This window comes from Acidisphaera sp. S103 (assembly GCF_009765975.1).
In the GTDB taxonomy this organism is placed as follows: Bacteria; Pseudomonadota; Alphaproteobacteria; order Acetobacterales; family Acetobacteraceae; genus Rhodopila.
Genome location: NZ_LMUJ01000101.1, coordinates 263,816 through 284,351, shown reverse-complemented (window position 1 = coordinate 284,351; position 20,536 = coordinate 263,816). Strand labels below are relative to the sequence as shown.

The window sequence follows — 20,536 nt, the reverse complement described above, 5'->3', positions numbered from 1 at the left end:
GCATCGTCTTTAGTTTGTTATCGGAATTCATTTCCGATCCGGGCAGGCCCCAGGCAACAATGATGTCACCGATCGAGAGGGAGGTGATCGAGATCGCCGTTGGGAACCAGAGCATGCAAACCGGCGGGATTTGTTCCGGTTTACATAGGTTTCAGGTTTACGCGACAAGGGTGATCCGGTGCCGAAATTAGTGTGGCGGGTGAAGCTGGTCACCGAGCTGCGGTCCGGCTTGGCGACTGACGTAGAGGTCGCACACCAGACGTCTTCATTGTGTTTGTGAACGTCGAAATACGCGACGGGACGGCCGGCCAGGTTGGCGGCTTCCAACGTTACGAGCAAAGTGCTGCCGGTACGTGACGCACTGCACATCAAATACGTGCAGCAAGGCCGAACAGAGACCATCATATCAGAGTCTCCGCATATCATGGCGCCAGACACTTGTTCTTCCTCATTCTTTAGGTGACGCGGTTGGCCACCATCGACGATGTGCGTATTTGTAACGTTCCCGCATTGGCTCCATGCATCACGACAGACCATAGATCACGATCGTGTTCCAGAATAATGCTCAATTCTTTGAAGGTTATGCATTTTTGGTATGAATCGTGGCGGTGTCAGCAGCAGAGGTACGTCGGACGATCTCTCCAAGCCGATCATAGTTGAGGTGGGCGACCCTGGTCCGATCAGCCAATCAGAACGGTTCATCTGGTATGGCTGGCCGCTTCTGGCCGGCGCGCGGATATCGAACTACCAACACACGACGTGCTGCTCGCAAACCGGCCCCTGCCGAGAGCTACCGCCACGACGGCAATCGCTGGCGAGGGCCAATCAAGCGCCGGCACCCGCCTGAGCAGGCAAAGTGAACGTAAAAATGGTGCCGCAGGGCTCGTCCGTTGCCGCCCATAATTGACCCTCATGGGCCTCAATGATTGAACGGCAAATCGAGAGTCCCATCCCCAAGCCGCCAGGTTTGGTGGTGTAAAAGGCCGCGAAAATACGCTCCAGACTCGCCGGAGCCAGACCTGGGCCTGAATCCCGCACCGCGACGGAAACGCCCTTGGACCCCGTCTGACTGGTGCTGATCTTCAGTTCGCGCAGCCCCTTCCTGTGACCGCTCATTGCCTCGACAGCATTTATGATCAGATTAAGGATTACTTGTTGCAGTTGGACTCGATCTCCTTGCACGAGCGGCAGGTCTTCCGTGAAGTCGGTCTTCACAGAGATGCCATTTTTAGTTGCCTCGCTTAAAGTGAGAGCGACAACCTCATCGACAGCCCCGTTGATATCCAAGCCATCCTTTAGTGGAGGCGCCTTCCTGATAAAGGCACGGATGCGCCCGATGACATCGCCCGCTCGGTTTGAATTCGATATGATTCGCCGCAGTGCCTGGCGCACTTCGTCCAGATCTGGCGGCGCGGCCGCTAACCAGCGCATTGCGGCCTGAGCATTGGTAGCCGCCGCGGCAATTGGTTGGGTAACCTCATGGGCAATCGACGCCGACAGATGTCCGACCGTGGCAACCCTGTTCGCATGAGCCAATTCGAGTTCGACCTCGCGATATCGATGTGAGGCCGCCTCGGCGCGTTTTTGCTCCGTTATGTCCCGGACGAAGGCGCTAACCGCCCACGCTCCACCAATCCGGTACGGTGCGACAGACAACTCGACCGGAAATTCGCTGCCGTCACGTCTGACCGCAGTTATCTCAATTCGCTGGTTCGGGAAAGGCCAGTCTCCAGAGGTTACGAACCGGCGCAAACCTTCGACGTAAGCTAGTCGATATTGTGTGGGGATCAGCATTTCTGCGATAAGCCCGCTTATTGCCTCGTCCCGCCGCCAGCCGAACATTGATTCCGCCTGGGCGTTCCATTCCGTGATCCGCCCCGCCTCATCGATGCTCAAGACTGCGTCGAGGGCGGTATTCACGAGTTGCCATGCTTTTGCCTCTCGTTCCTGAAGAGTGCGATAAAGACGCGTGTTCTCCAGCGAAATCGCAGCCTCTGAAGCAAGCAGTTTGAGTATGGCAATACGGCCGGAGGTGAAGACGTGAGAGGTCAAATTGTTTTCAAGGTAAAGCATACCCAGGAGTCCCGCCTGCTTGAGGAGTGGCAGACAAAGAATCGAACGCCCGCGATGCCGAGTGATATACTCGTCGGCAGAGAAGGGGTGGGAAGCCGATGCATCATGCAGAAGCACACTCTCTTTTGTGCGCAGCACATAGTGAAAGACGGACTCTGGCATTTCCGCTGAGGTTATGTCCAGTTGCCGTAGGCTCACCGTCACCGTGTCACTAATTGTGACGGCTTCCGCCTCTATTCGATACGCGTCACTCTGCGCAAGAATCAACAAGCCTCTTTCAGCACCCGCGTACTCGATTGCAGTGCGCATGAGCGCATCGATCAGCTTTTCCAGGACGATCTCACCCGCCACGGACTGCGAGACCCCGATCACCGTTGCCAGATCCAGCTGTTCGACAGATGCCCCAATCGTGCTCGTCGGACCGGCTACCAAATCTTTTCTCTGTAGGTGAAGGTATAACCGATCGAGTTGCAGCACTTTCGCGTCCGCGCCCCAGGCGGCGTAGCAATATCTGGCGTCCTGAAGATAGACTTGAGCGATCTTCTCGAACCCTCGTGCCGAGTAGAAACGCGCAGCGACTTCGTTCGCGACTGCCTCGTTGTGGACGAAGCCATTCGTGTGCGCTGAGCGAATCGCCTCCTCGTACAGATGCTCGGCGTCGACCAGGCGGCCTTCTATTCGCGCAATCTCCGCACCAACTAACGCTGCCCGGTTCCGAAAATTTTCTGGGCAGTGCGTGGACCAAACTTCCAGCTGACTGTGATGAGCTTTCAACGCCTCGAAATGCCGTGGCCTCTGATCATGAGGTGCGGAATTCCAGGACGCCGCATGAGAAAGTGCGCCGTAGAAGCGAAATTCAGCCGTTTCGAGTTGTGACGGAGACGTCCAAAGTAGCTGCTGCGCCCGTACAGACGCTTCAACGGCCGATGCCCAGTCGCCGGCAAAAAAGCGTCCCTGGATTTTTCGTGCCCAGTAAAAGAATTCTCCCAGTGCCAAAGCTGGGTTGTCCGCAAGGTGCCGCTCGAAGTCAACCTCGTTAAAGACCCCGTCATCGAAGCAGCCGAAGCTGCTGGTCAAGCCACGGAGGGTTCGGACCAGCCCGGCTTGCGCCTTGACAAGGTCGACTACAAGCCCGAACCGTGCCTTTTCCGCAAACGCCAGACCATTTTCTGTTTCTAATTGTACTTCCGCAAGGTGATCTCCTGCCATAAGTAGGTTGGTGATCAACTCATCCCAGCTATAGGCGGCAAATGTAAGGTCGCCAGCTCGATAGGCGGCATCGAACGCTCGGCGCACTAGGTCGCGTCCCTCTAAAGCATGTCTTGCCCAAGGCATGACGATATTGCCAAAGGACATGTAGGTTCGAGCCTGGTAACGGGTCAGGCCGCGTTTCTCGACCAGTTCATAGCCAAGCTGACCAATTCGAAAGCCGTCTTTGTAATTGCCGAAACGAGGGCCGGCAATAATGGCAAACCATACATAGGCAAAGCACGAACCGTCGCCGTTGCCATATTCAAGACTAAGGTTCAGCATACGACAGATGACGAGAGACGATAAGTTTTCGTCAATAAATAATGCAGGTGTTACGATCTCGGTGAATACGTTCAGAGCGTCCAGGACCTCCGGGTTCGTCATGAGGGGTAAGTCTACCAGATCCTCAATCTGTCGACTTCCTATCCAAGACCAGATTCGATCGTACTCGCGCTGAACTTCATCGCGGGTCGGGTGAGCCGACCAATGAGTGCCCTCGCGTCCAAGATAGTCCAGGAATACATCTACGCCCCGATCACTCTGATCCAACGTTGTGTAAAGCGTCAGTCGCAGGCGCGTAACAGTGGCAAAGTCGTGGCGGTTTTTGGTACGTTGCGATAACATGGAAAGCCGACTGTCCGCCGCTACCAAGTCGGCGGTCAGCAACTCGCACTCGGCTGTAAAGTACTCGACCGAGAAAATGATCTCGTAGTTTTGGTCCCAGCTTTTTTCAGTCAGCATTAGCCGCCCGGCTTCCAGGTATTTCAGCGCTGAAGCATAAGCTGTCGAGGCTTTCGCACGCTTCCCCGCGATGAGATTCAACCCCGCCACCCGCTCACGCTCTTTCACTGAGGTGATGAGGTGAGAGCCGCGATTTAGCTGATTGACGATCTCGAAGACTGCCTCTTCCTGCTTGTGCAATGGCGTGTGCGTGGCGAGAAGAGTTCCGATCCTAAGGTGCGCTGAGGCACGTTGTTCCCTTGGAATCAACGAATAAGCCGCTTCCTGAACGCGGTCGTGTAAGAAGGTGTAGGAAACTTCGGAACGGAAAATAAGGCCTGCCCGAACAGCCTCCCACAGCTGGGCGTGCATGTTTTCATCCGAACCCTCATAGATCATCCGTAGCAGCTCAAATTCCGCGCTATTGCCGGTACAGGCGAGCTCCTGCAGCGCCTTCTGCGTTCCGACCGGCAGGCGGTGCAACTTGCCCACCATGAGGTCAACTACATTTTCGGTGTAACCTTTGGCGTGAATGCGATTGAGATCCCAGAACCAACGTGCACCGTCGTAGTCGAAAGACAGCAGGGCTTCGTCAGCAAGGGTCGACAAGAACTGGATGGCGAAAAACGGATTGCCACTGGTCTTCTCGTGGATGAGCTGCGCGAGCGGTTCGGCAAGTGCGGCTTGACAATGAAGAGCGTCGACGAGCAGTTGTCCGAGATCGTCACGGGCCAACGGGGCTAGGACAACGTCCCGCAGCAGCGCACCCGTTTGGCGGATTGTTTCGAGCTTGCGCATCAGTGGGTGGGCAAGATTGACTTCGTTGTCCCGATAAGCCCCGATCAGCAGCAAGTGCCGCATGTCGGATCGAGTTAACAGATCTTCCAATAGGTCGAGCGTGGCTGCATCTAACCATTGCAGGTCATCAAGGAATATGGCGAGGGGATGCTCGGGTCGCGCAAAGACGCCAATGAAGCGCCCGAACACCAATTGGAAACGTCCTTGCGCATCTTGGGGTGGAAGTTCCGGAACAGGCTGCTGTTCGCCGACGATGTGTTTCAATTCGGGCACGAGATCAACAATCAGTTGACCATTCGGGCCCAGAGCGTCGCTCAACGCGTCACGCCATTTGCTCAGCTCCGCTTCACTTTTGCTCAGGAGCGGACGTATGAGGCTTTGAAAGGCCTGTGCCAGGGTGGCGTAAGGAATGTCGCGCTTGTACTGATCGAACTTTCCCGAAGCGAACAGTCCGCGTGGCGGCACTAGCGATTTGTGAAGTTCATTGACCAGCGCTGACTTGCCAATGCCGGAGTACCCAGAAACCAGCACCAACTCCGGACTGCCGCCGGCTACGATGCGGTCGAAAGCGGTCAGAAGAACATTGATCTCGCGATCCCGCCCATACAGTTTCTCCGGGATCATCAGCCGGTCCGGCGTATCGTCACCGCCGGGCCGAAAATCGTCTATTCGTCCACTCGTTTCCCATTCGGCCAGGCATCGACGGAGATCACTCTCGGCACCGGCAGCAGTCTGGTAGCGCTCCTCGGCGGTCTTGGCGAGCAACTTCAACACAATCGCAGAGATGGCGACCGGAACATCGTTGGGCGGCGTCGGCTGTCGTGCAATGTGGCAGTGAATCCAATCCATGGGGTCGGAAGCGTTGAACGGAAGTTCGCCGGTGAGCATCTCGTATAGCGTGACGCCAAGCGAATAGAGATCCGTGCGAGAGTCGATTGAGCGGTTCATGCGTCCAGTCTGTTCTGGCGCCATATAGGCGAGCGTTCCGGCGATATATTCGGGGGGGTCGGGCGACTGCCGCTCACGCGGGAGGCGAGATGCGATGCCAAAGCCCGTGAGCCAGGCTTGTGCCTTCGCGGGATCGACGACCACATTGGCCGGTTTGATGTCCTTGTGGATAACGCCATGTGCGTGAAGGCGACCAAGTGCCGACGACAGGGCGACGGCGAGCCGCAGGAACAGGTCGATGTTCATAAAGGGCCCGATGAGACGGTCGAGCCGCTCTCCCCCGGGAAACTCGAGCACCAGCATCGTCCGGCTGCCCTCGCGCAGGAGTTCCAAGGGTCGCAATGCCCATGCGCTGTCGAGAACGTCTCTCAGCTCGTATTCATTTGAGAGACGCTTAAGGGCCGCGGGGGTGGGACGCTCCGCGGTGGGCAGCACCACCAGACAATTCTGCGTGTCTACGTCGGCATATGGATGTTTTCTGCAGAAAACCCGTTCGCGATCCTCCCACACGACTTCGAGGTTGCTCGCCTCATCACTGACGGACCATGTCGTCGCGTTCATCTGGCGAGCTCCTGGGTTGGATCGGTGGCAGCCATGGGCGTGATGCATGAGCACGCTCCACGATCGGTCATAGACCGCCTTCAGCTTGACCGCTTTGACGCAGGGCCGAGGCAATACAACCGAGAAGAACATCCTCGGTCGATGTCTTACTTAAGTAGCAGATGGCCCCGGCGGTCAGTGCACGAGTGCGAATGTCAGCGTCCGGGTACGCCGTAATCAAGATTGTCGGAATGGCGTAACCCGATGTTAGCAGATGCCCGTGTAACGCGACTCCCGTCATGCCGGGCATGTGAACGTCGGCGATCAAGCAGGCGGTATTTTGAATATTGGTTGAAGAGAGAAAATCCGACGCGGACTCGAACGACCCTACTCGGAAACCAAGGGACATCAGCAGACTTCTTAAGGCCGTACGGTAGCCCTCGTCATCGTCAACAATCGCGATAAGTTTATTCTTGGACAGACCAGCCTCCTGTTCGCCGATGCAGGCGATCGAAGCACTCAGTACTACATCGCCCTCCGTACTCCCGGATGAGCGACGACCGGTCAGGCACCAGGAGCGCATTCGATTGTAGCACCACGCAGCGACCCCAAGGCCACGTACCCTTGTATGACCCAGTGCGCCTATAGGAAGGCCGGGTAAGCCGAAGGCCTGGTTTGATTAACTTTGGTCGTAGCCGGATACGCTGTACTTTCTCACACGGCGTCCGCGCCTGGCGTTGCGCTCTCCTTCCTCCCCTGTCAGCAGTAGATACACCCCCGCGTCCGAGCGGTACCGAGGGAAGGGCGTATCGGGACACAGCTTACGTATATGTGCCAAAAGTTTCGACAGGAACTAAGTGATTGCAGGGGTTTTAACTCCAACAGCGGTGACTGCTGTGATCACGGCGGCGGACCCCAAAGGCTTCCAGGCTCGACAGTATCCTATGGCCACAGAACGGGATCCGGTCGCTATCTCCCAAGAAGCGTGTCTACTGATTCCGATCCGGCACCGACCCCTTCCTAAACAGGTGAAGAAAAATGTACTCAGGTAACGTTACGAATCCCGGGACGGGCTCGCCACCTACCTCGAAGAGCACACCAGTCGTATTTATTGTCGAAGACGACGAGTTGATGCGGGAGTCAATAAACTCGCTGATCCGCAGCGTCGGCTGGAAGGCGAAAACGTTTGGGTCTGCCCTCGATTTCCTGTCCTATCCACGGGCCGTCGGTCCGAACTGTCTCGTGCTCGATATCAATCTACCGGAATCCAGTGGCCTCGATCTGCAGAAGCGTGTCGCCGGAGAGCGGACCGAGATGCCAATAATCTTCGTCACTGGTTCCGGCGACGTGCCAACGGCAGTTCGGGCCATGAAGGCGGGGGCGATCGAGTTCCTAATCAAGCCATTTCGCGACGACGTACTGTTGGAGGCTATCCAGCAGGCCATCGTCAGCAGTCGAGCCACAATTGATGCGGCGGCGGAAATGTCGGATCTGCAAGGTCGTTTTGTGTCGCTCAACGCCCGCGAACGGGAAGTCATGACGTTGGTAATTACGGGCCTCTTGAATAAGCAGGTGGCCGGAGAACTTGGTCTCAGCGAGATCACGATAAAGACTTACCGTGGCAGGGCGATGAAAAAGATGAAAGCGCGCTCTTTCGCCGAGCTAGTGAATATGGCTGCGAGCTTACGGCTTATGGCTACTTAGGGCTCGCCGGGGAATAAGCGAATTGTCCGGCGAACGCCGCCGGCCTCTCATCGTCATGGCGGGCGAAGGCCCGCCATCCACGCCTTGCTGTGTAGGTCTCGGAAAAGGCGTGGACGGCAGGCCTACGCCTGCCATGACGGGACTGGGCGACAGTGCCAACATCGAACCATTTGTTTATGCACGAAGCCTTAGTTGCCACGGGAATGGCTCATCGCCAGAGGCATCGCCAAGGTATCGACGATACCATCGCTCAATAGATTTAAACCCAGCTTGCCCACATCTTCCGGAAGTAGCAGACGGCCCGCGCCTGAACTGTTGCGCTGCGTGAATCAGGGGCTGAACTTGAATCCTAAATCGGTACCACTCGTAATTCTTCCGCGTCGAGGCGCTCCGCAGCGACCGCTGTGGTTCGGAATGGACGCGGTGGATTCTCAGGACTGTAGCGACACAGCCGCTTGGATGACTGCGGCGATAATGGAAGATTGACAGGGTATCCGATGATCTACGAACTCAGGACATACCTCGCTGAACCCGGGCGACTGCCGGCTCTGCTTATGCGTTTCCAGGACCACACACTACGGATTTGGGAAAAGCATGGCATACGACAGGCAGGGTTCTGGACGACGCAGATCGGGCAAAACAGCCAACGGCTATTCTACTTGCTGGTCTGGGAGAACATGGACGAGCGCGAGAAGCGCTGGGAAAGGTTCGTCGCCGACCCTGAATGGATCGCGATCCTCGCAGAGACCGAGAGGGATGGCGAACTCGTGCGAAGCATCAGCAATGAGATCCTGGCACCGACGGCTTTCTCCTCTGCGAAGTGAGCGTCCTGCGGTACTGATTTACTGTGACCAACTGATCAAGAGAATAGCTGGTTATAACTCGTTCGAAGACAGGAGGTCACAGCGTTTCCAGACGTTGCAGGCGTGCCTCATCCCAATCGAGGCCGGCACCAGGACGATCGGAAAGGATGGCCATACCGTCAACGATGCGCATGGGTTCCTTGAGGAACGCATTGGCCCAATCCACGTATTCGAGCCAGTGAGCACTGGGTGTCGCACAGAGCAACTGGGCACTGATCTCCGGCATCAGGTGGGACGACATCTCGATACCGGCGGCCGCCGCGATGCCGCTGGCTTGCATCCAGCCGGTGACGCCGCCGATGCGAGCGACGTCGGGCATCACCAGATCACAGGCACCGGCAGCCAGCGCCTGACTCAGCCCCGCCGGGCCGTTGAAGTTCTCACCGATCTGGATCGGCGTCGTCAGCGCATGGGTCAGCCGCGCATAACTCCGGTAGTCCTCGTGGGCCATCGGCTCTTCGAGCCAGACGATGTCATGCGTGTCGAGCGCGCGGCCACGCTTCAGTGCCTCGGCCGGGGACAGCGCCTGGTTGTAATCGACCATGATCGATATGCCGGTGCCGACGCGGTTGCGCACCGCGTCCAACGCGGCAAGATCCTCCGCCAGGGTGGGATAGCCGAGGCGCAGCTTCAACGCCTTCAGCCCCAGCGCCAGCATCTTCTCGGCCTCATCCGCGAGCGCCGGTGGCGCCATGAGGCCGAGCCCGCGGCTGTCGTAGGCGGGCAGGGGCCGTGCGCCACCGCCAAGAAGATGGGCAAGCGGCTGACCGATCGACCGCGCATGCGCGTCCCAGAAGGCCATGTCGATGGCCGAGAGCGCCATCCTCACCGTTCCGGTCACGCCGAGAAGTGCGTAGCGCCGCTGCAGAAACTGCGTCTGGGCCAGGGGTGAGAGTGCCATACCGCGAACGAGATCCGCCGCCTCACGGATATGCTCCGCAATCGCTCGGGCACCCGAATTCGTGTAGCAGAAGAGGTAGGTGCGTCCGGCCGGCCCGTCCTCGGTAGAGAGGTCGACAAGCAGCAATGGCACCGCCCGGACAATCGCGGCGCTGGTTCCAAGTGTAAAGACCAGCGGGACGCGGACAGCACGGCAGCTTATGTCGCGGAGCGTCAGCTTGTTGGGAATAGGTGTGTCCTGCATCGTGATCCTGGGGTGTCAGGGGAGGCGGTCGGCCGCACGTCTTTCCTCGTAGGCCTTGATATGCGTGTAGGCGAGCAGAAGTGTGTGGCAGGCGATGTTCGCTTCGCGTGCCTTCTTCAGCATGAAGCCCAGGATGTGCTCGACCTCGGTTCGCCCTCCACGTTCGATGTCGCGCAACATCGAGGTGGAGTAGGCCGAATCCGGTTGCGAAAAGGTCTGCTCCCAGCCCCGCATGAACGCATCGCTCGGCTTGTGCCCATTCGCAGCGGCGATGGTTGCCGAGGTCCTTAGCTGGTCGAGGAAAATATCGCGCCCGTGCGGCGTCCGGACGATCTCGCCAACGTTCGCGCGCATTAGGCACGTCATGGTGGCGGCAGTGGCGAGATGGACCAGCTTCTCCCACATGCGTTGACGGATGTCGGTCACGGCTGAGACTTCGACGCCCACAGCCTTGGCGAACAGCGCCGCCAGCCGTTCGACCCGATCGGTCATTGCGCCGGACTGTTCCCCGAACGTGATCGTTCGCCAGTCGTTGAACTGACGAATCGCGCCGTTCGCGGTCACAGTGGCCTGGATCTTCGCGGTGCCGCCGAGGACCCTGTCAGCGCCGAACCGCTGGTTGAGCGGCTCCATGTGGGCGATGCCGTTCAGGAACGGCAGAACGAAGCCCGCCGGCGCCACGGCAGGTGCGATCGCATCGATCGCCGCGTCGAGGTCGTACGCCTTGCACGTCAGCAGGACCACGTCATAGACGGGCTCGACCTGGCTGGCCGTCAATGTCTGAACGGTCAAGATTGCATTGCCGAACGGGCTTTCGATCCGCAAACCGTCTTCGAGCAGTGATTTCCGCCGGCCCTCACGCACCAGAAACGTCACATCCGCACCGCTTTCGGCCAGCCGCCCGCCGAAGTAGCCGCCGATCCCGCCGGCGCCGAGAACGAGAATCCTGAGGTCTGGCATGGTGGGTTCCGTCATTGCCGCTTGCGTGCCGCCTCGAGGCGGGGATCGTAGGCGAATTCAAGCCGAATGCCGCTTGGTTCCCGAATCATGAAGTGGGTCTTCGGCCCTTTCCCGGACGGCTCCGGGGCGAATTCGATGACGACATCCGGCCATTTCGCGACGCGTTCGTGTAGCGCGTCCAGTCCTGCGCGGTCAGCCACAGCCAGCGCGAGGTGATGCAGTCCGACATTGGCGCGTCGGTCGAACGCGATGGCGCGTTCCGGCGATTCGACTTGCCACAGAGTCAGCATCTGGTGGCCGTCGGAGACGAAGACGGCAGGATAGTCCGGTCGCTCGCCAATGACACTCCATCCTAGACAGTCGCAAAAGAAGCGGCGAGTGCTCTCAAGATTTTGGACGCTCAATCCGATATGATCAACGCCGACTGTGGAGGGGGTGGGATCGGCCATCGTGGACTCTCCTAAAAGTGGTTTCGGGGATTAGGTCTTCTCTGCCGCGGTGCCGGCTTCGCTGCGGACCAGGGTTGAGGCATCCTGGACAGGCGTTAAGGAAAATCAGGCTTCGTTAAGGTGCGTAATGGGTGAAAACAAAGTCGCTGGCCTTGGCGGGTAGATGGCAGGAGAAGCAACCGTTGAGAGCGTTCTGTGGGACGGGCTTGCTATCGATAAATTCCGTGAACCCCCAGCCACCGGTCGAGGCGTATTTGCTCGAATCCTTAACCATGAACTGAACCCCTTCCTTGGGTGCACCGGCGACAAAAGATTGGGGCTTTCCAAAGACTTTATCGTTTTCCTCCGACGGCGTGTAGTTCCAGGCGAGGCGGGCAATAATGGTTCCCTCTGGAAATGGGAGCTTTCCTTGACGGTAGGCGGTGATCGCGACGTCATTGCCTAGGATAGCGCGCAAATCGTTGAGCGTGCCTTCTTCATGGGCGACGGAGATGAGCTTCCAATCGCGGTAATCAGGGGGGAGTTTGCCTCCGAATATCGTGGATGCTTCTGCGTCGGATTGATCAGATGGTGTGGCACCATACGAGACCGCGCCGAACAGCGATGTTATCGAAACGAACGCGAAAATAAACCGTGTCATGGGTCTCTCCTTCCATCCACACTCGGAACAAGCGCCACCATAAGCAATCCCCCGGAGGTGTGAAGCCGTAGCGTTTCCTCGATTTCTGCCGTGACTGAGTGTTTGGGGGCGGCACAGTCATGGTGGTCGCGTTAGCACTACACCCGCATCATGCTTCTCTGAGCTAGTGTCAGTGCCCAGAGCTTTGGCCGCCGTCCACGTGCAGAATTTCGCCGGTCACGAAACTGGCCGATTCTAGATAGAGAATTGCCTCGACGACATCGGAGATTTCGCCCATACGCCCGAGCGGGTGCAGGCCACTGAGCGACGCATGTGTCACAGCGGGATGCATCGGTGTCTTGATGACCCCGAGCGCGACTGCGTTCACTCGGATACCGTGCTTCGCATACTCGATCGCGAGCGATTTGGTCACTGCATTCAGGCTGCCCTTCGTCAATGACGCCAGCGCTGACGGTGAAGCAGAGAGCGCGTGATCGACCAGGCTTGTACTGATTTGCACAACATGGCCACTACCTTGCTTCTCCATCTCGGCAATCGCGAGCTGCGTTATATGAAAGAAGCCAGCAACGTTGACGCCCACGATGGACGCAAAGTCGGCCTCAGTATATCGGGTAAACGGTTTGCCGATGAAGATGCCGGCGTTGTTGACGAGCGTATCGATGCGCCCGAACCGGGCCATGCCTTCGGATATCGCGCACTCGGCCGTTTTGCGATCGGCGATGTCGCCGGAGACCGTGAGGACGTTATCATCGTTGGACTGCCCCATTGTGCGCGCAGTCGCGACCACCCGGTACCCGCGATCGCGATACGCCTTGACGAGTCCTGCGCCGATACCCTGAGACGCACCGGTAATCACAGCAACTTTATGCTCCGTGCTCATAGCTTTCTCCTCGTGATGACTTGGCCGGCCACGACAATGGCGTCGTGGAGCTCGATCTCCGGCCACAGATCAAGTACCTGATGTTGCGCCGCTTTCGCGGGCCCTTCGACTTGGCTGACCGGCACCCTGATTGTCCGGGCACAAGCTGCGTGTCAGCCGACGGAACACAGGTGTGATAGCTGAAAGAGCAATTCTATAAGACAATGGTATTGTGAACGTCACGCTGCCCCGCCGCGGCAAGGCCGTTTCCCAGGCCGGCTAGTTCTAAACCGTGAGCGCCGCGCTGAGGGCACAGTATCGACGACACCATCGTACAATAGATTCGCTATTCCCTTCGGCGCATTTTCTGTCGCATCCGGTTGAACCGGACATGCAGAAGGACGATCGCCAGGAACTGAGAGGTATATCGCGCAAGACGCGGCGAGCGGGCTATGGAAAAGGAGTTCAGCTATGAAAACCAGCCGACCCTACGACAATGAAGTTGGAAACCTCTCGCAATATCGCAGTGAGATGCGAAAATTCCCCATGTTCAGCACCGAGTTGGAGCGAACGTTGTGCAATCGTTGGCACGACCACCATGATATTTGCGCCGCTCATCAATTGGTCGAAAAATATCTGCACGTTGCCGTCGAGATCGCCGAAGGCTACGGGGGTTGCGGAGGTTCGCCGGAAGAATTGATCGGTGAAAGCTATCTGGGGCTGATGCGGGCAGTCTGCCGGTTCGATCCGACTCGCGGCGTGAATTTCACGGCCTACGCGACTTGGCGTGTGCGCGAGGCAATTCATGAATGCATATTGAGCAAGATGCAGACGCCTCTTCTCCAAATGGCAATATCTTGAACTCTGCGGAACGAGCTTGACTAGCCACAGGAAATTGACGGCACGCATGTTGTGAACGGTACACCGGATCCCGGCCCAACCGGTGGAGGCGATTTAATCAGGTCGAGGGTCGCTCGACGATCTGTCGTCGATCGCGATGAGGCCGCGACATTGCGTTCGCGGCCCGGCATTTCACCATTCATGGCAGCGCGTGAGTGATGGCGGCTTTCGATCGTTCGCAATCGGCACGTTGCGAATCGATTCCGCTATGGAACCAAGACAGCTCGTGGACTTCAAGCCCGTTCCGCCAAACGATTATTATGGCCCGCGCGCCCCCCCGGACGGACACTAAGCAGCCACAGCACTACTTGCTTCTTCAATCAGCTTCACGATCTCGTCGGGGTAAGTTGCCACGGAAGCATGACTTGTTCTCAACGTAATGGTTCTTCTTGCGTTCATTCGCTCCGCCATCCACATTTCAGTTTCCGGAGGAATCAGTCGGTCGTTGCTCGATACCTGGTACCAACTGGGCTTGACCTTCCACGCCGGTGCTCCCGACTGTTCCTCGAAGCAGCGCATCGCCGTTGGCTTTTGCGTAAGAGCCCATACGAGCGATTCCATCTCGTCGTCGAGATCGTGGCAGAATGTCTCGTGAAACTTCTCAGGTACAACGTATGTAAACCCACGCTCGTCCTGGCGGATATTAGCCGCACCCTCAGGTGGTGCCTGCCGCGCGAGGAGGCTCTTAAGGCTCTCTCCTTCATCCGGAGCGGGTCCTGCCAAATAGACCAGGCCAACGACATTTGGTATGAGGCCGGCCCCTGTGATGACCGCGCAACCATAGGCATGGCCGACTAATAATGTAGGGGCATCCTGCGCGGCGACCAGTTTACTTGTCAGATCTACATCGTCAGACAAGGATGTGAGAGGGAGTTGTACGCCGAAGACCCGGTACCCCTTTTCATGTAGGGGAGGAATGACATGCCGCCAGTGAGACGCGTCGCCCCAAGCTCCGTGTACCAGAAAGATGTTGGGTTTATTAGCCATCGTGATTCCTCAAGATTCGAACTGTTACGTTACATTCGTGGGCAGCCCCGCGAATCGTAGGGGACGTCGGCCTAGTGTGGTAAGCGGCCGACAACCTTATCGATGCCCGCTTGCGCGTATATCTCGTCCTTGTCGCCCCCGGGGGCCCCTCCGACTCCGAGGGCCGCCACGACTTGACCGTTGACCTTGAAGGCGACCGCACCCGGCAACGCCATCACATTCGGTAGTCTTGCTAGCTCTGGCGCAAAGGGGCTGCTTTTGACCAACTCGAAGAAGTTGCTCGATTTGTCGAATTGGAAAATTGGCCCCAAAGTGACGACTGTATATGCCTTTTGAAAGCTTGATGTCCCCGTATGGATGGTTGCACCATCGCCTCGAAGCACGACCTGTGGGACGCCGGACAAGTTTACGACCGTCGCGGTAACCTGGTGATGATTGAGTGCGCCGATTCTAACTGCCTCTTTGGCGGCCTCGACCGCCAGCTCCAGAGGTAGGTTATAACCGTAAGTTCCTTCCGTCGTCGACATGTTGGATCTCCTTCTGAGCCACATCGGTTACAGTCAAATTAGCCATTCAACCGGAGACACTGGCTATGATGACGACTTCTGCCGTCGCATCTGCCACAGCGTTGTTGCACTCACGAAATCCGGAATGACTTGAACGCTGGCCTTCGGCGCGTGTTTGCGGATTAATTGAGTTCGTTAAGGATGGCTGCAACGCCATCGGCGGCACATGCCTCGTCCCTGTTTCCGCCCGGGGAGCCGCCAACACCAAGGCCGGCAACAATCTCAGAACCGTGCTTGATCGCGACGCCGCCTGCATTGGCAAAGATGTCCGGCAAAGCCGTGAGCTCCGGTCCAGCGCCGTTGGGCGCTTTTTGGGTGAGTGCAATGAATTCGCTTGTCCGTGTGAGGCCGAAGACCGGGCCCATCGAGACGATTGTATAGGCCTTTCGATAGGAGGAATCCTTGGTGTGGACCGTTGCATGGTCACCACGAAGCTGGACGATGACGAGACCGGCAGGGTCGACGACCGAGGCAGTGACATCCCAGCCGTGCGTGGCGCATGAATCAATCGCTGTTTGAGCGGCTTTCAGCGCCACTTTCATCGGAAGGTAGTATCCATCGACGTCGACCTGGGCGAATGCCGGCGCTGAGGCAAACAAAGAGGCGGCGAACAGAGTCGCAACAGCATATCGTTTCACTGGTTATCTCCGTGGTTGGGTGTTTGAGCAAGGCTGTATTTCTCACACGGCGCTTGCTCCCGGGCTTACTGAGCCCGCTCCGCTTGCCGATGCAACGGCGTCAATTGCCAGAAGCGCCTGGGGGCGCCACCTCAGCGGCCCGATGCCTGGTAGTCATTTCGCAGCCAGGGGGCCGCTTGGTGGATGGAGGAAGCCCGGAACGCCCTTGGCACCCATAAACACTGCCAGGAAGCGAAGTGGACCTTGTCCCTCATTGCGCCCGCGGTGCCATGCCGCTCTGGGCTGCAGAAGGACGTCTCCCTCGTGGAACGTCTTCTCTGTGCCGTCGACGAATTGAACTGTGAGATCTCCCTGAAGGACATACACGAAAGCCGGCACCGGGTGCGTCATCCAGCGTGTAACACCGCCAGGTGGGACGGTCAGAATGTCTGACGAGATCACAGGGTCTGGCGTACTGAGATATAATAACGGTTCGCCCGCTGTGGTCGTGGTGAGGTCGGGAAGGGGCGCGATCGATTCCGAACCACCCATCCCGTGTGGTTTGCTCACTGATGGCGACTGCGCCAGAGCGGGCACCGGCAGCAACGTGCTGAACTGCAGCGATGCCGCGAGCAAAGCTGGGAGTCCGATGAAGAGGCCGTTACGGTGGTTGTTCATGTCTGTCTCCTTCGATGCTGGGGATGGGCTCCTTCGTCCCACTCCATTGAGATGAAGGCGTCTGGGCATTGAGCCCCCGAGTGGGGTCATCGCGGCCTCCTGGCTGAATTCTTAGTCACAACCTGCAAATATGGCGACGCTCAGGTAAATCCATTAGACGATGGTGTCGTCGATTGCTTGGAACGAGTGAAACTAACTTTTGGCAGTCCACCTCAATCAACGTCTACAGCTAGAGCGTGCCGTCAACCGAGGCTCGGTTTTGAGTTGATGGCTCGGTCGTGAGATCTCTACGAAGGAACGTCGATGGCGTGTTTCTATCTAAGTCTGCACTTGGCTAGAGGTCGTAATTGAAACCCTGTCGTCGAGGGGCGCAATACCTAAGTATTGTCAATACCATCGTATAATACCGATCCCGCTGACACCGGAACATATGCTCAATAAAGCTGACAGGTTTCGTTGCGGCCCGCCTCTCGTGGCCGGCCCTCAATCAAGATAGTTGCGGCTGGCGGCGCGATGGATCGCTTCCAGCCGACAAGCACACGGGCCCGCTGATTGCAGGGCCGGTAGCCTTCACCCTTGTTAAGGAGGACTAACAAATGCCGACCTATGTTTGCTCGGTACTGGAAAATTCGGTTGACGACCGCCAGAAGAATTCGATAGCGGAGGCAATAGCGCGCCTTCATAGCGAGGAGACGGGGGCGCCAACCTTCATGTGTCAGGTTGTTATCGAGGAGAAAAAGTCAGCCGACAGGTTCCTCGGACCGTCACGTTCATCAAATCATATTTGGATCAGAGGGGACATTCGTAGTGGTCGAACGGAAGAGCAACGAACACGAATGATGTTGCGGATGATGGAGGAGGTCAGTCAGATCACCGGCGTAAAGAAAGAGGAGATCTGGGTTTATATCTGCAACCTGGCTCCGACCGACATGGTGGAATTCGGTCACGTGCTTCCAAGGCCGCACGAGGAGACTGCCTGGTTCGATGGTCTTCCGAAATCGCTTCAGGATCACATGAGAGAACTGGGTACGACCAGAGAGAATTTTACACTCTGAGGAGAAACGGCAAACCATTTTATGGAGGACGACTATGACCTACGCCACAATAGACCCGAGCAACGAGCAGTTGCTCAAGGAATTTCCGGAGCACACCGACGATCAGCTTGAGGAATTCGTCGCTCGGTCGGACGAGGTCTATCGGACCGATTGGCGTCTGAGGCCGCTCGCGGAACGCTGCGCGGTCGTCGCGAAGGCCGCTTCGATTCTGCGCGACCGGCGCGAGTATTTCGCAAGACTGGTCACGCTTGAGATGGGGAAGCTCCTTCGCGAGGCCCGCGACGAGGTCGATCTCAGTGCCGACATTTTGGATTACTACGCCAGCCATGCGGAACGGTTCCTCGCCCCCAAGTCTCTGGAGGTGAAAGATGGGGAGGCCTGGATTGAGAGCACGCCGGTCGGCGTGCTTTTCTGCATCGAGCCTTGGAACTTTCCCTACTACCAGCTCGCGCGTATTGCCGGGCCAAACCTGGCGTTGGGCAATACCCTTATCGTGAAACATGCGCCGAGCGTCCCGCAATGCGCGCTGGCGTTCGAGCAGTTGCTCCTCGACGCTGGCGCTCCCGCGGGGGCTTACACGAACGTTTTCGTGTCGAACGATCAGGCGGCAAACATCATCGCCGACCCCCGTATCAGAGGCGTGGCTTTGACCGGAAGCGAACGCGCGGGTGCCGCGGTTGCCGCCGAGGCTGGTAGGGCCATCAAGAAGAGCACGATGGAACTGGGGGGCAGCGACGCTTTCATCGTACTGGATGACGCCGATATGGACGTCGCGATCGAGTGGGGCATGTGGGGAAAGCTCAACAACACCGGCGAGTGTTGTATCGCGGCGAAGCGGTTCATTCTCGACGAGAAGATCGCCGATACGTTCGTCAACCGCTTCAAAAGGAAAATGGAAGAAATCGTTCCGGGCGACCCCATGGACGAGGCCACGACGTTGGGCCCGCTCTGCACCGAGAAAGCCCTATTCAACGTCCTGGACCAGATCGACACGGCGACTAGCAATGGTGCCAGCGTGTTGTTGGGCGGGAGGCGGATCAATCGGCCCGGATATTACCTTCAGGCCACAATCCTGGCAGACATCGATATGGGGAACCCTGCCTATTACCAAGAATTTTTCGCTCCTGTAGCGCTGATTTTCCGTGTGAAAAATGAGCAGGAGGCCATTCGCCTGGCCAACGACTCCCCGTTCGGACTCGGCGGATCGGTCATCACCAAGGATATCGAGCGTGGTAAGCGCGTTGCTCGGCAGATCGAAGCGGGCATGGTCTTCGTCAACAAGGCGACATGGACTGCGCCGGAGCTTCCTTTCGGCGGCGTCAAAAACTCCGGTTACGGTCGGGAGCTTTCGGAGCTTGGTATCGGTGAATTCGTGAATAAGAAGCTGATCCGCGTCGCGCCTGAGAAGAAATAGTCCCGCGGCCTGAGGGTCCAGCAATCGAATTGGCCTCCGGACCCGATGGCCGGGAAAATCTCGCATTCAAAACACGGAAAATCGAGAGGATACCATGTATTTCTACCTTATTGCCGCTGTGGCGGCGCTGGGCGGCCTGCTATTTGGTTACGATACGGGCGCCATCTCCGGGGCGCTGCTGTTCGTCCGGCAAGTGATGGCCCTCTCTCCAACCCTCCAAGGTGTGGTCGTCGCGATTGCTCTCGCGGGCGCCGCGATTGGTGCGTCGATGGCGGAGTACATCTCCGACCGAGCCGGCCGGCGCCGTGTCATCCTGAGCGCCGGCTTGCTGTTCATCGCCGGCGTGGCCATCTTCGCTGTCGCGGGGCAGGGGACGGGCAAGCTGGCGATCAAATATGAACTGATCTGGAAGCCCACGGACAGGAACGTCACACCCGGATTTGCCAAAATTGGGGGGAGCACCGCTTAGTCTCCTGTGCAAGGTTGAGACGTCGGGAGCCTGAATCGAGCCCTAGCTTGCAAGTCGCATCATAGAGTTTGAATATACGGAAGCAGCGAAGCACCGCACCGGGCAGGTGGTGACATGGCGACGGTCGAGACAGAGGACCAGTCCACGGTTGTCATCGTTGACGATGATGAGGCGATTCGCGACTCGCTCGACAGCCTATTGCGATCTGTAGGCCTGAATGTGAAGGCCTTCGCTTCGGTGCAGGAATTTCTGCAGTCCGGGTACCAAAAAGATACGAAGTGTCTGGTGCTCGACGTCAGGCTACCCGGGCAAAGCGGTCTCGACTTCCAGCGTGAGCTCACGGCCGCCGGCATTCATGTACCAATTATCTTCGTCACGGGGCACGGCGACATTGCTATGTCAGTCCAGGCGATGAAGGGGGGAGCGGTCGAGTTCCTAACCAAGCCATTTCGAGATCAGGACCTGCTGGATGCTGTTCAGTTCGGGCTCGCGAGCGAGCGTGCTCGGCGTCAAAACGAAAAGGAGATGGCCGCATTGCGAGGACGTTTTGAGACGCTGACCCCGCGGGAACGTGGCGTAATGGAACAGATCCTGAAGGGGCGCCTTAATAAGCAGATTGCGGGTGATATTGGCATCAGCGAGATGACCGTGAAGGTCCATCGTCGCGAAGTAATGCGCAAGATGCAGGCCTCCTCGTTGCCTGACCTCACGCGCATGGGAGAGAAGTTAACACCCAGAGCAAAGACATCGTGAAGTCTCTAAAAGGCGGAAGTACCGTTCCTCGGCCATATTGTTGGTCATCCTTGAAGAATCCGAAACGGATTGACGATGCCTATTCTGAGAAACGTGCGGTCATGTACCGATGCGCGTTGGATGATTGTCGGGGGTCTGCTGACCATGG

Annotated in this window: 19 protein-coding genes; 7 read left to right on the top strand and 12 right to left on the bottom strand. The window is 57.7% G+C overall.

The window, feature by feature from the left end; all coding sequences use genetic code 11:
* Positions 1 to 27 precede the first annotated feature (27 nt).
* The 3 genes from GSQ89_RS40405 to GSQ89_RS33785 all read right to left on the bottom strand — a co-directional run bounded on the left by GSQ89_RS40405 (position 28) and on the right by GSQ89_RS33785 (position 6,913).
* Positions 28 to 369 carry a Stf0 family sulfotransferase gene (locus tag GSQ89_RS40405; protein ID WP_371734326.1) on the bottom strand — a complete coding sequence of 114 codons (342 nt, stop codon included), beginning with the start codon at positions 367 to 369 and terminating at the stop codon, positions 28 to 30.
* A 456-nt stretch (positions 370 to 825) separates the two neighbouring features.
* Positions 826 to 6,351: an ATP-binding sensor histidine kinase gene (locus GSQ89_RS33790; protein WP_158932491.1), complete on the bottom strand. Its 5,526-nt coding sequence runs from the start codon at positions 6,349 to 6,351 to the stop codon at positions 826 to 828.
* 67 nt (positions 6,352 to 6,418) lie between these two features.
* The gene (locus GSQ89_RS33785; protein ID WP_158932490.1) at positions 6,419 to 6,913 is read right to left on the bottom strand and encodes a response regulator transcription factor; all 495 of its coding nucleotides are present in this window, start codon (positions 6,911 to 6,913) and stop codon (positions 6,419 to 6,421) included.
* A 455-nt stretch (positions 6,914 to 7,368) separates the two neighbouring features.
* Here GSQ89_RS33785 and GSQ89_RS33780 point away from each other — a divergent pair, with 455 nt between their 5' ends.
* Complete coding sequence (locus GSQ89_RS33780; RefSeq protein ID WP_158932489.1) at positions 7,369 to 8,034, top strand: response regulator transcription factor; 666 nt, start codon at positions 7,369 to 7,371, stop codon at positions 8,032 to 8,034.
* 497 nt (positions 8,035 to 8,531) lie between these two features.
* A complete protein-coding gene (locus GSQ89_RS33775) occupies positions 8,532 to 8,858 on the top strand; it encodes an NIPSNAP family protein (RefSeq protein WP_158932488.1) in 327 nt (108 codons plus the stop codon).
* A 76-nt stretch (positions 8,859 to 8,934) separates the two neighbouring features.
* On the opposite strand, the gene GSQ89_RS33770 is transcribed toward GSQ89_RS33775, so the two are convergent.
* The 5 genes from GSQ89_RS33770 to GSQ89_RS33750 form a co-directional block, all read right to left on the bottom strand.
* Entirely contained in the window at positions 8,935 to 10,041 is a 1,107-nt protein-coding gene (locus GSQ89_RS33770) for an enolase C-terminal domain-like protein (RefSeq protein WP_158932487.1), read from the bottom strand.
* A gap of 15 nt (positions 10,042 to 10,056) precedes the next feature.
* On the bottom strand, positions 10,057 to 11,016 hold the full coding sequence (locus GSQ89_RS33765) for a 2-dehydropantoate 2-reductase (RefSeq protein ID WP_254073492.1): 960 nt from the start codon (positions 11,014 to 11,016) through the stop codon (positions 10,057 to 10,059).
* A complete protein-coding gene (locus GSQ89_RS33760) occupies positions 11,013 to 11,450 on the bottom strand; it encodes a VOC family protein (RefSeq protein ID WP_158932486.1) in 438 nt (145 codons plus the stop codon). Before GSQ89_RS33760 ends, GSQ89_RS33765 begins: the two co-directional genes overlap by 4 nt.
* 115 nt (positions 11,451 to 11,565) lie before the next feature.
* The gene (locus GSQ89_RS33755) at positions 11,566 to 12,090 is read right to left on the bottom strand and encodes a cytochrome P460 family protein (protein WP_158932485.1); all 525 of its coding nucleotides are present in this window, start codon (positions 12,088 to 12,090) and stop codon (positions 11,566 to 11,568) included.
* A gap of 169 nt (positions 12,091 to 12,259) precedes the next feature.
* Positions 12,260 to 12,970, bottom strand: coding sequence for an SDR family NAD(P)-dependent oxidoreductase (locus GSQ89_RS33750; RefSeq protein WP_158932484.1), 711 nt, complete (start codon positions 12,968 to 12,970; stop codon positions 12,260 to 12,262).
* 450 nt (positions 12,971 to 13,420) lie between these two features.
* On the opposite strand from GSQ89_RS33750, the gene GSQ89_RS33745 reads away from it, so the two are divergent.
* Positions 13,421 to 13,810, top strand: a complete 390-nt coding sequence (locus GSQ89_RS33745; RefSeq protein WP_158932483.1) for a sigma factor — start codon at positions 13,421 to 13,423, stop codon at positions 13,808 to 13,810.
* Positions 13,811 to 14,137: 327 nt separating this feature from the next.
* Here GSQ89_RS33745 and GSQ89_RS33740 read toward each other — a convergent pair whose 3' ends face one another.
* From GSQ89_RS33740 to GSQ89_RS33725, 4 genes are all read right to left on the bottom strand, one after another.
* Positions 14,138 to 14,836, bottom strand: coding sequence for an alpha/beta hydrolase (locus GSQ89_RS33740; RefSeq protein ID WP_158932482.1), 699 nt, complete (start codon positions 14,834 to 14,836; stop codon positions 14,138 to 14,140).
* Between the two features lie 71 nt (positions 14,837 to 14,907).
* Positions 14,908 to 15,363 (bottom strand): heme-binding protein, encoded by a 456-nt coding sequence (locus GSQ89_RS33735; protein ID WP_216856537.1) that lies wholly within the window; start codon positions 15,361 to 15,363, stop codon positions 14,908 to 14,910.
* 161 nt (positions 15,364 to 15,524) lie between these two features.
* On the bottom strand, positions 15,525 to 16,040 hold the full coding sequence (locus GSQ89_RS33730) for a heme-binding protein (RefSeq protein ID WP_158932480.1): 516 nt from the start codon (positions 16,038 to 16,040) through the stop codon (positions 15,525 to 15,527).
* A gap of 153 nt (positions 16,041 to 16,193) precedes the next feature.
* The gene (locus tag GSQ89_RS33725; protein WP_158932479.1) at positions 16,194 to 16,697 is read right to left on the bottom strand and encodes a cupin domain-containing protein; all 504 of its coding nucleotides are present in this window, start codon (positions 16,695 to 16,697) and stop codon (positions 16,194 to 16,196) included.
* Positions 16,698 to 17,293: 596 nt separating this feature from the next.
* Here GSQ89_RS33725 and GSQ89_RS33720 point away from each other — a divergent pair.
* The 4 genes from GSQ89_RS33720 to GSQ89_RS33705 all read left to right on the top strand — a co-directional run bounded on the left by GSQ89_RS33720 (position 17,294) and on the right by GSQ89_RS33705 (position 20,388).
* Complete coding sequence (locus GSQ89_RS33720) at positions 17,294 to 17,752, top strand: tautomerase family protein (protein ID WP_158932478.1); 459 nt, start codon at positions 17,294 to 17,296, stop codon at positions 17,750 to 17,752.
* A gap of 34 nt (positions 17,753 to 17,786) precedes the next feature.
* Entirely contained in the window at positions 17,787 to 19,166 is a 1,380-nt protein-coding gene (locus GSQ89_RS33715; RefSeq protein WP_158932477.1) for an NAD-dependent succinate-semialdehyde dehydrogenase, read from the top strand.
* A 94-nt stretch (positions 19,167 to 19,260) separates the two neighbouring features.
* Positions 19,261 to 19,635, top strand: a complete 375-nt coding sequence (locus GSQ89_RS33710; protein ID WP_158932476.1) for an MFS transporter — start codon at positions 19,261 to 19,263, stop codon at positions 19,633 to 19,635.
* 114 nt (positions 19,636 to 19,749) lie between these two features.
* Positions 19,750 to 20,388, top strand: coding sequence for a response regulator transcription factor (locus GSQ89_RS33705; protein WP_158932475.1), 639 nt, complete (start codon positions 19,750 to 19,752; stop codon positions 20,386 to 20,388).
* Positions 20,389 to 20,536: the final 148 nt, after the last annotated feature.

Coding starts and splice junctions, on each gene's coding strand:
- GSQ89_RS40405 (WP_371734326.1), bottom strand. CDS start 369: ATGTGCAGTGCGTCACGTACCGGCAGCACTTTGCTCGTAACGTTGGAA.
- GSQ89_RS33790 (WP_158932491.1), bottom strand. CDS start 6,351: ATGAACGCGACGACATGGTCCGTCAGTGATGAGGCGAGCAACCTCGAA.
- GSQ89_RS33785 (WP_158932490.1), bottom strand. CDS start 6,913: ATGCGCTCCTGGTGCCTGACCGGTCGTCGCTCATCCGGGAGTACGGAG.
- GSQ89_RS33780 (WP_158932489.1), top strand. CDS start 7,369: ATGTACTCAGGTAACGTTACGAATCCCGGGACGGGCTCGCCACCTACC.
- GSQ89_RS33775 (WP_158932488.1), top strand. CDS start 8,532: ATGATCTACGAACTCAGGACATACCTCGCTGAACCCGGGCGACTGCCG.
- GSQ89_RS33770 (WP_158932487.1), bottom strand. CDS start 10,041: ATGCAGGACACACCTATTCCCAACAAGCTGACGCTCCGCGACATAAGC.
- GSQ89_RS33765 (WP_254073492.1), bottom strand. CDS start 11,016: ATGACGGAACCCACCATGCCAGACCTCAGGATTCTCGTTCTCGGCGCC.
- GSQ89_RS33760 (WP_158932486.1), bottom strand. CDS start 11,450: ATGGCCGATCCCACCCCCTCCACAGTCGGCGTTGATCATATCGGATTG.
- GSQ89_RS33755 (WP_158932485.1), bottom strand. CDS start 12,090: ATGACACGGTTTATTTTCGCGTTCGTTTCGATAACATCGCTGTTCGGC.
- GSQ89_RS33750 (WP_158932484.1), bottom strand. CDS start 12,970: ATGAGCACGGAGCATAAAGTTGCTGTGATTACCGGTGCGTCTCAGGGT.
- GSQ89_RS33745 (WP_158932483.1), top strand. CDS start 13,421: ATGAAAACCAGCCGACCCTACGACAATGAAGTTGGAAACCTCTCGCAA.
- GSQ89_RS33740 (WP_158932482.1), bottom strand. CDS start 14,836: ATGGCTAATAAACCCAACATCTTTCTGGTACACGGAGCTTGGGGCGAC.
- GSQ89_RS33735 (WP_216856537.1), bottom strand. CDS start 15,363: ATGTCGACGACGGAAGGAACTTACGGTTATAACCTACCTCTGGAGCTG.
- GSQ89_RS33725 (WP_158932479.1), bottom strand. CDS start 16,697: ATGAACAACCACCGTAACGGCCTCTTCATCGGACTCCCAGCTTTGCTC.
- GSQ89_RS33720 (WP_158932478.1), top strand. CDS start 17,294: ATGCCGACCTATGTTTGCTCGGTACTGGAAAATTCGGTTGACGACCGC.
- GSQ89_RS33715 (WP_158932477.1), top strand. CDS start 17,787: ATGACCTACGCCACAATAGACCCGAGCAACGAGCAGTTGCTCAAGGAA.
- GSQ89_RS33710 (WP_158932476.1), top strand. CDS start 19,261: ATGTATTTCTACCTTATTGCCGCTGTGGCGGCGCTGGGCGGCCTGCTA.
- GSQ89_RS33705 (WP_158932475.1), top strand. CDS start 19,750: ATGGCGACGGTCGAGACAGAGGACCAGTCCACGGTTGTCATCGTTGAC.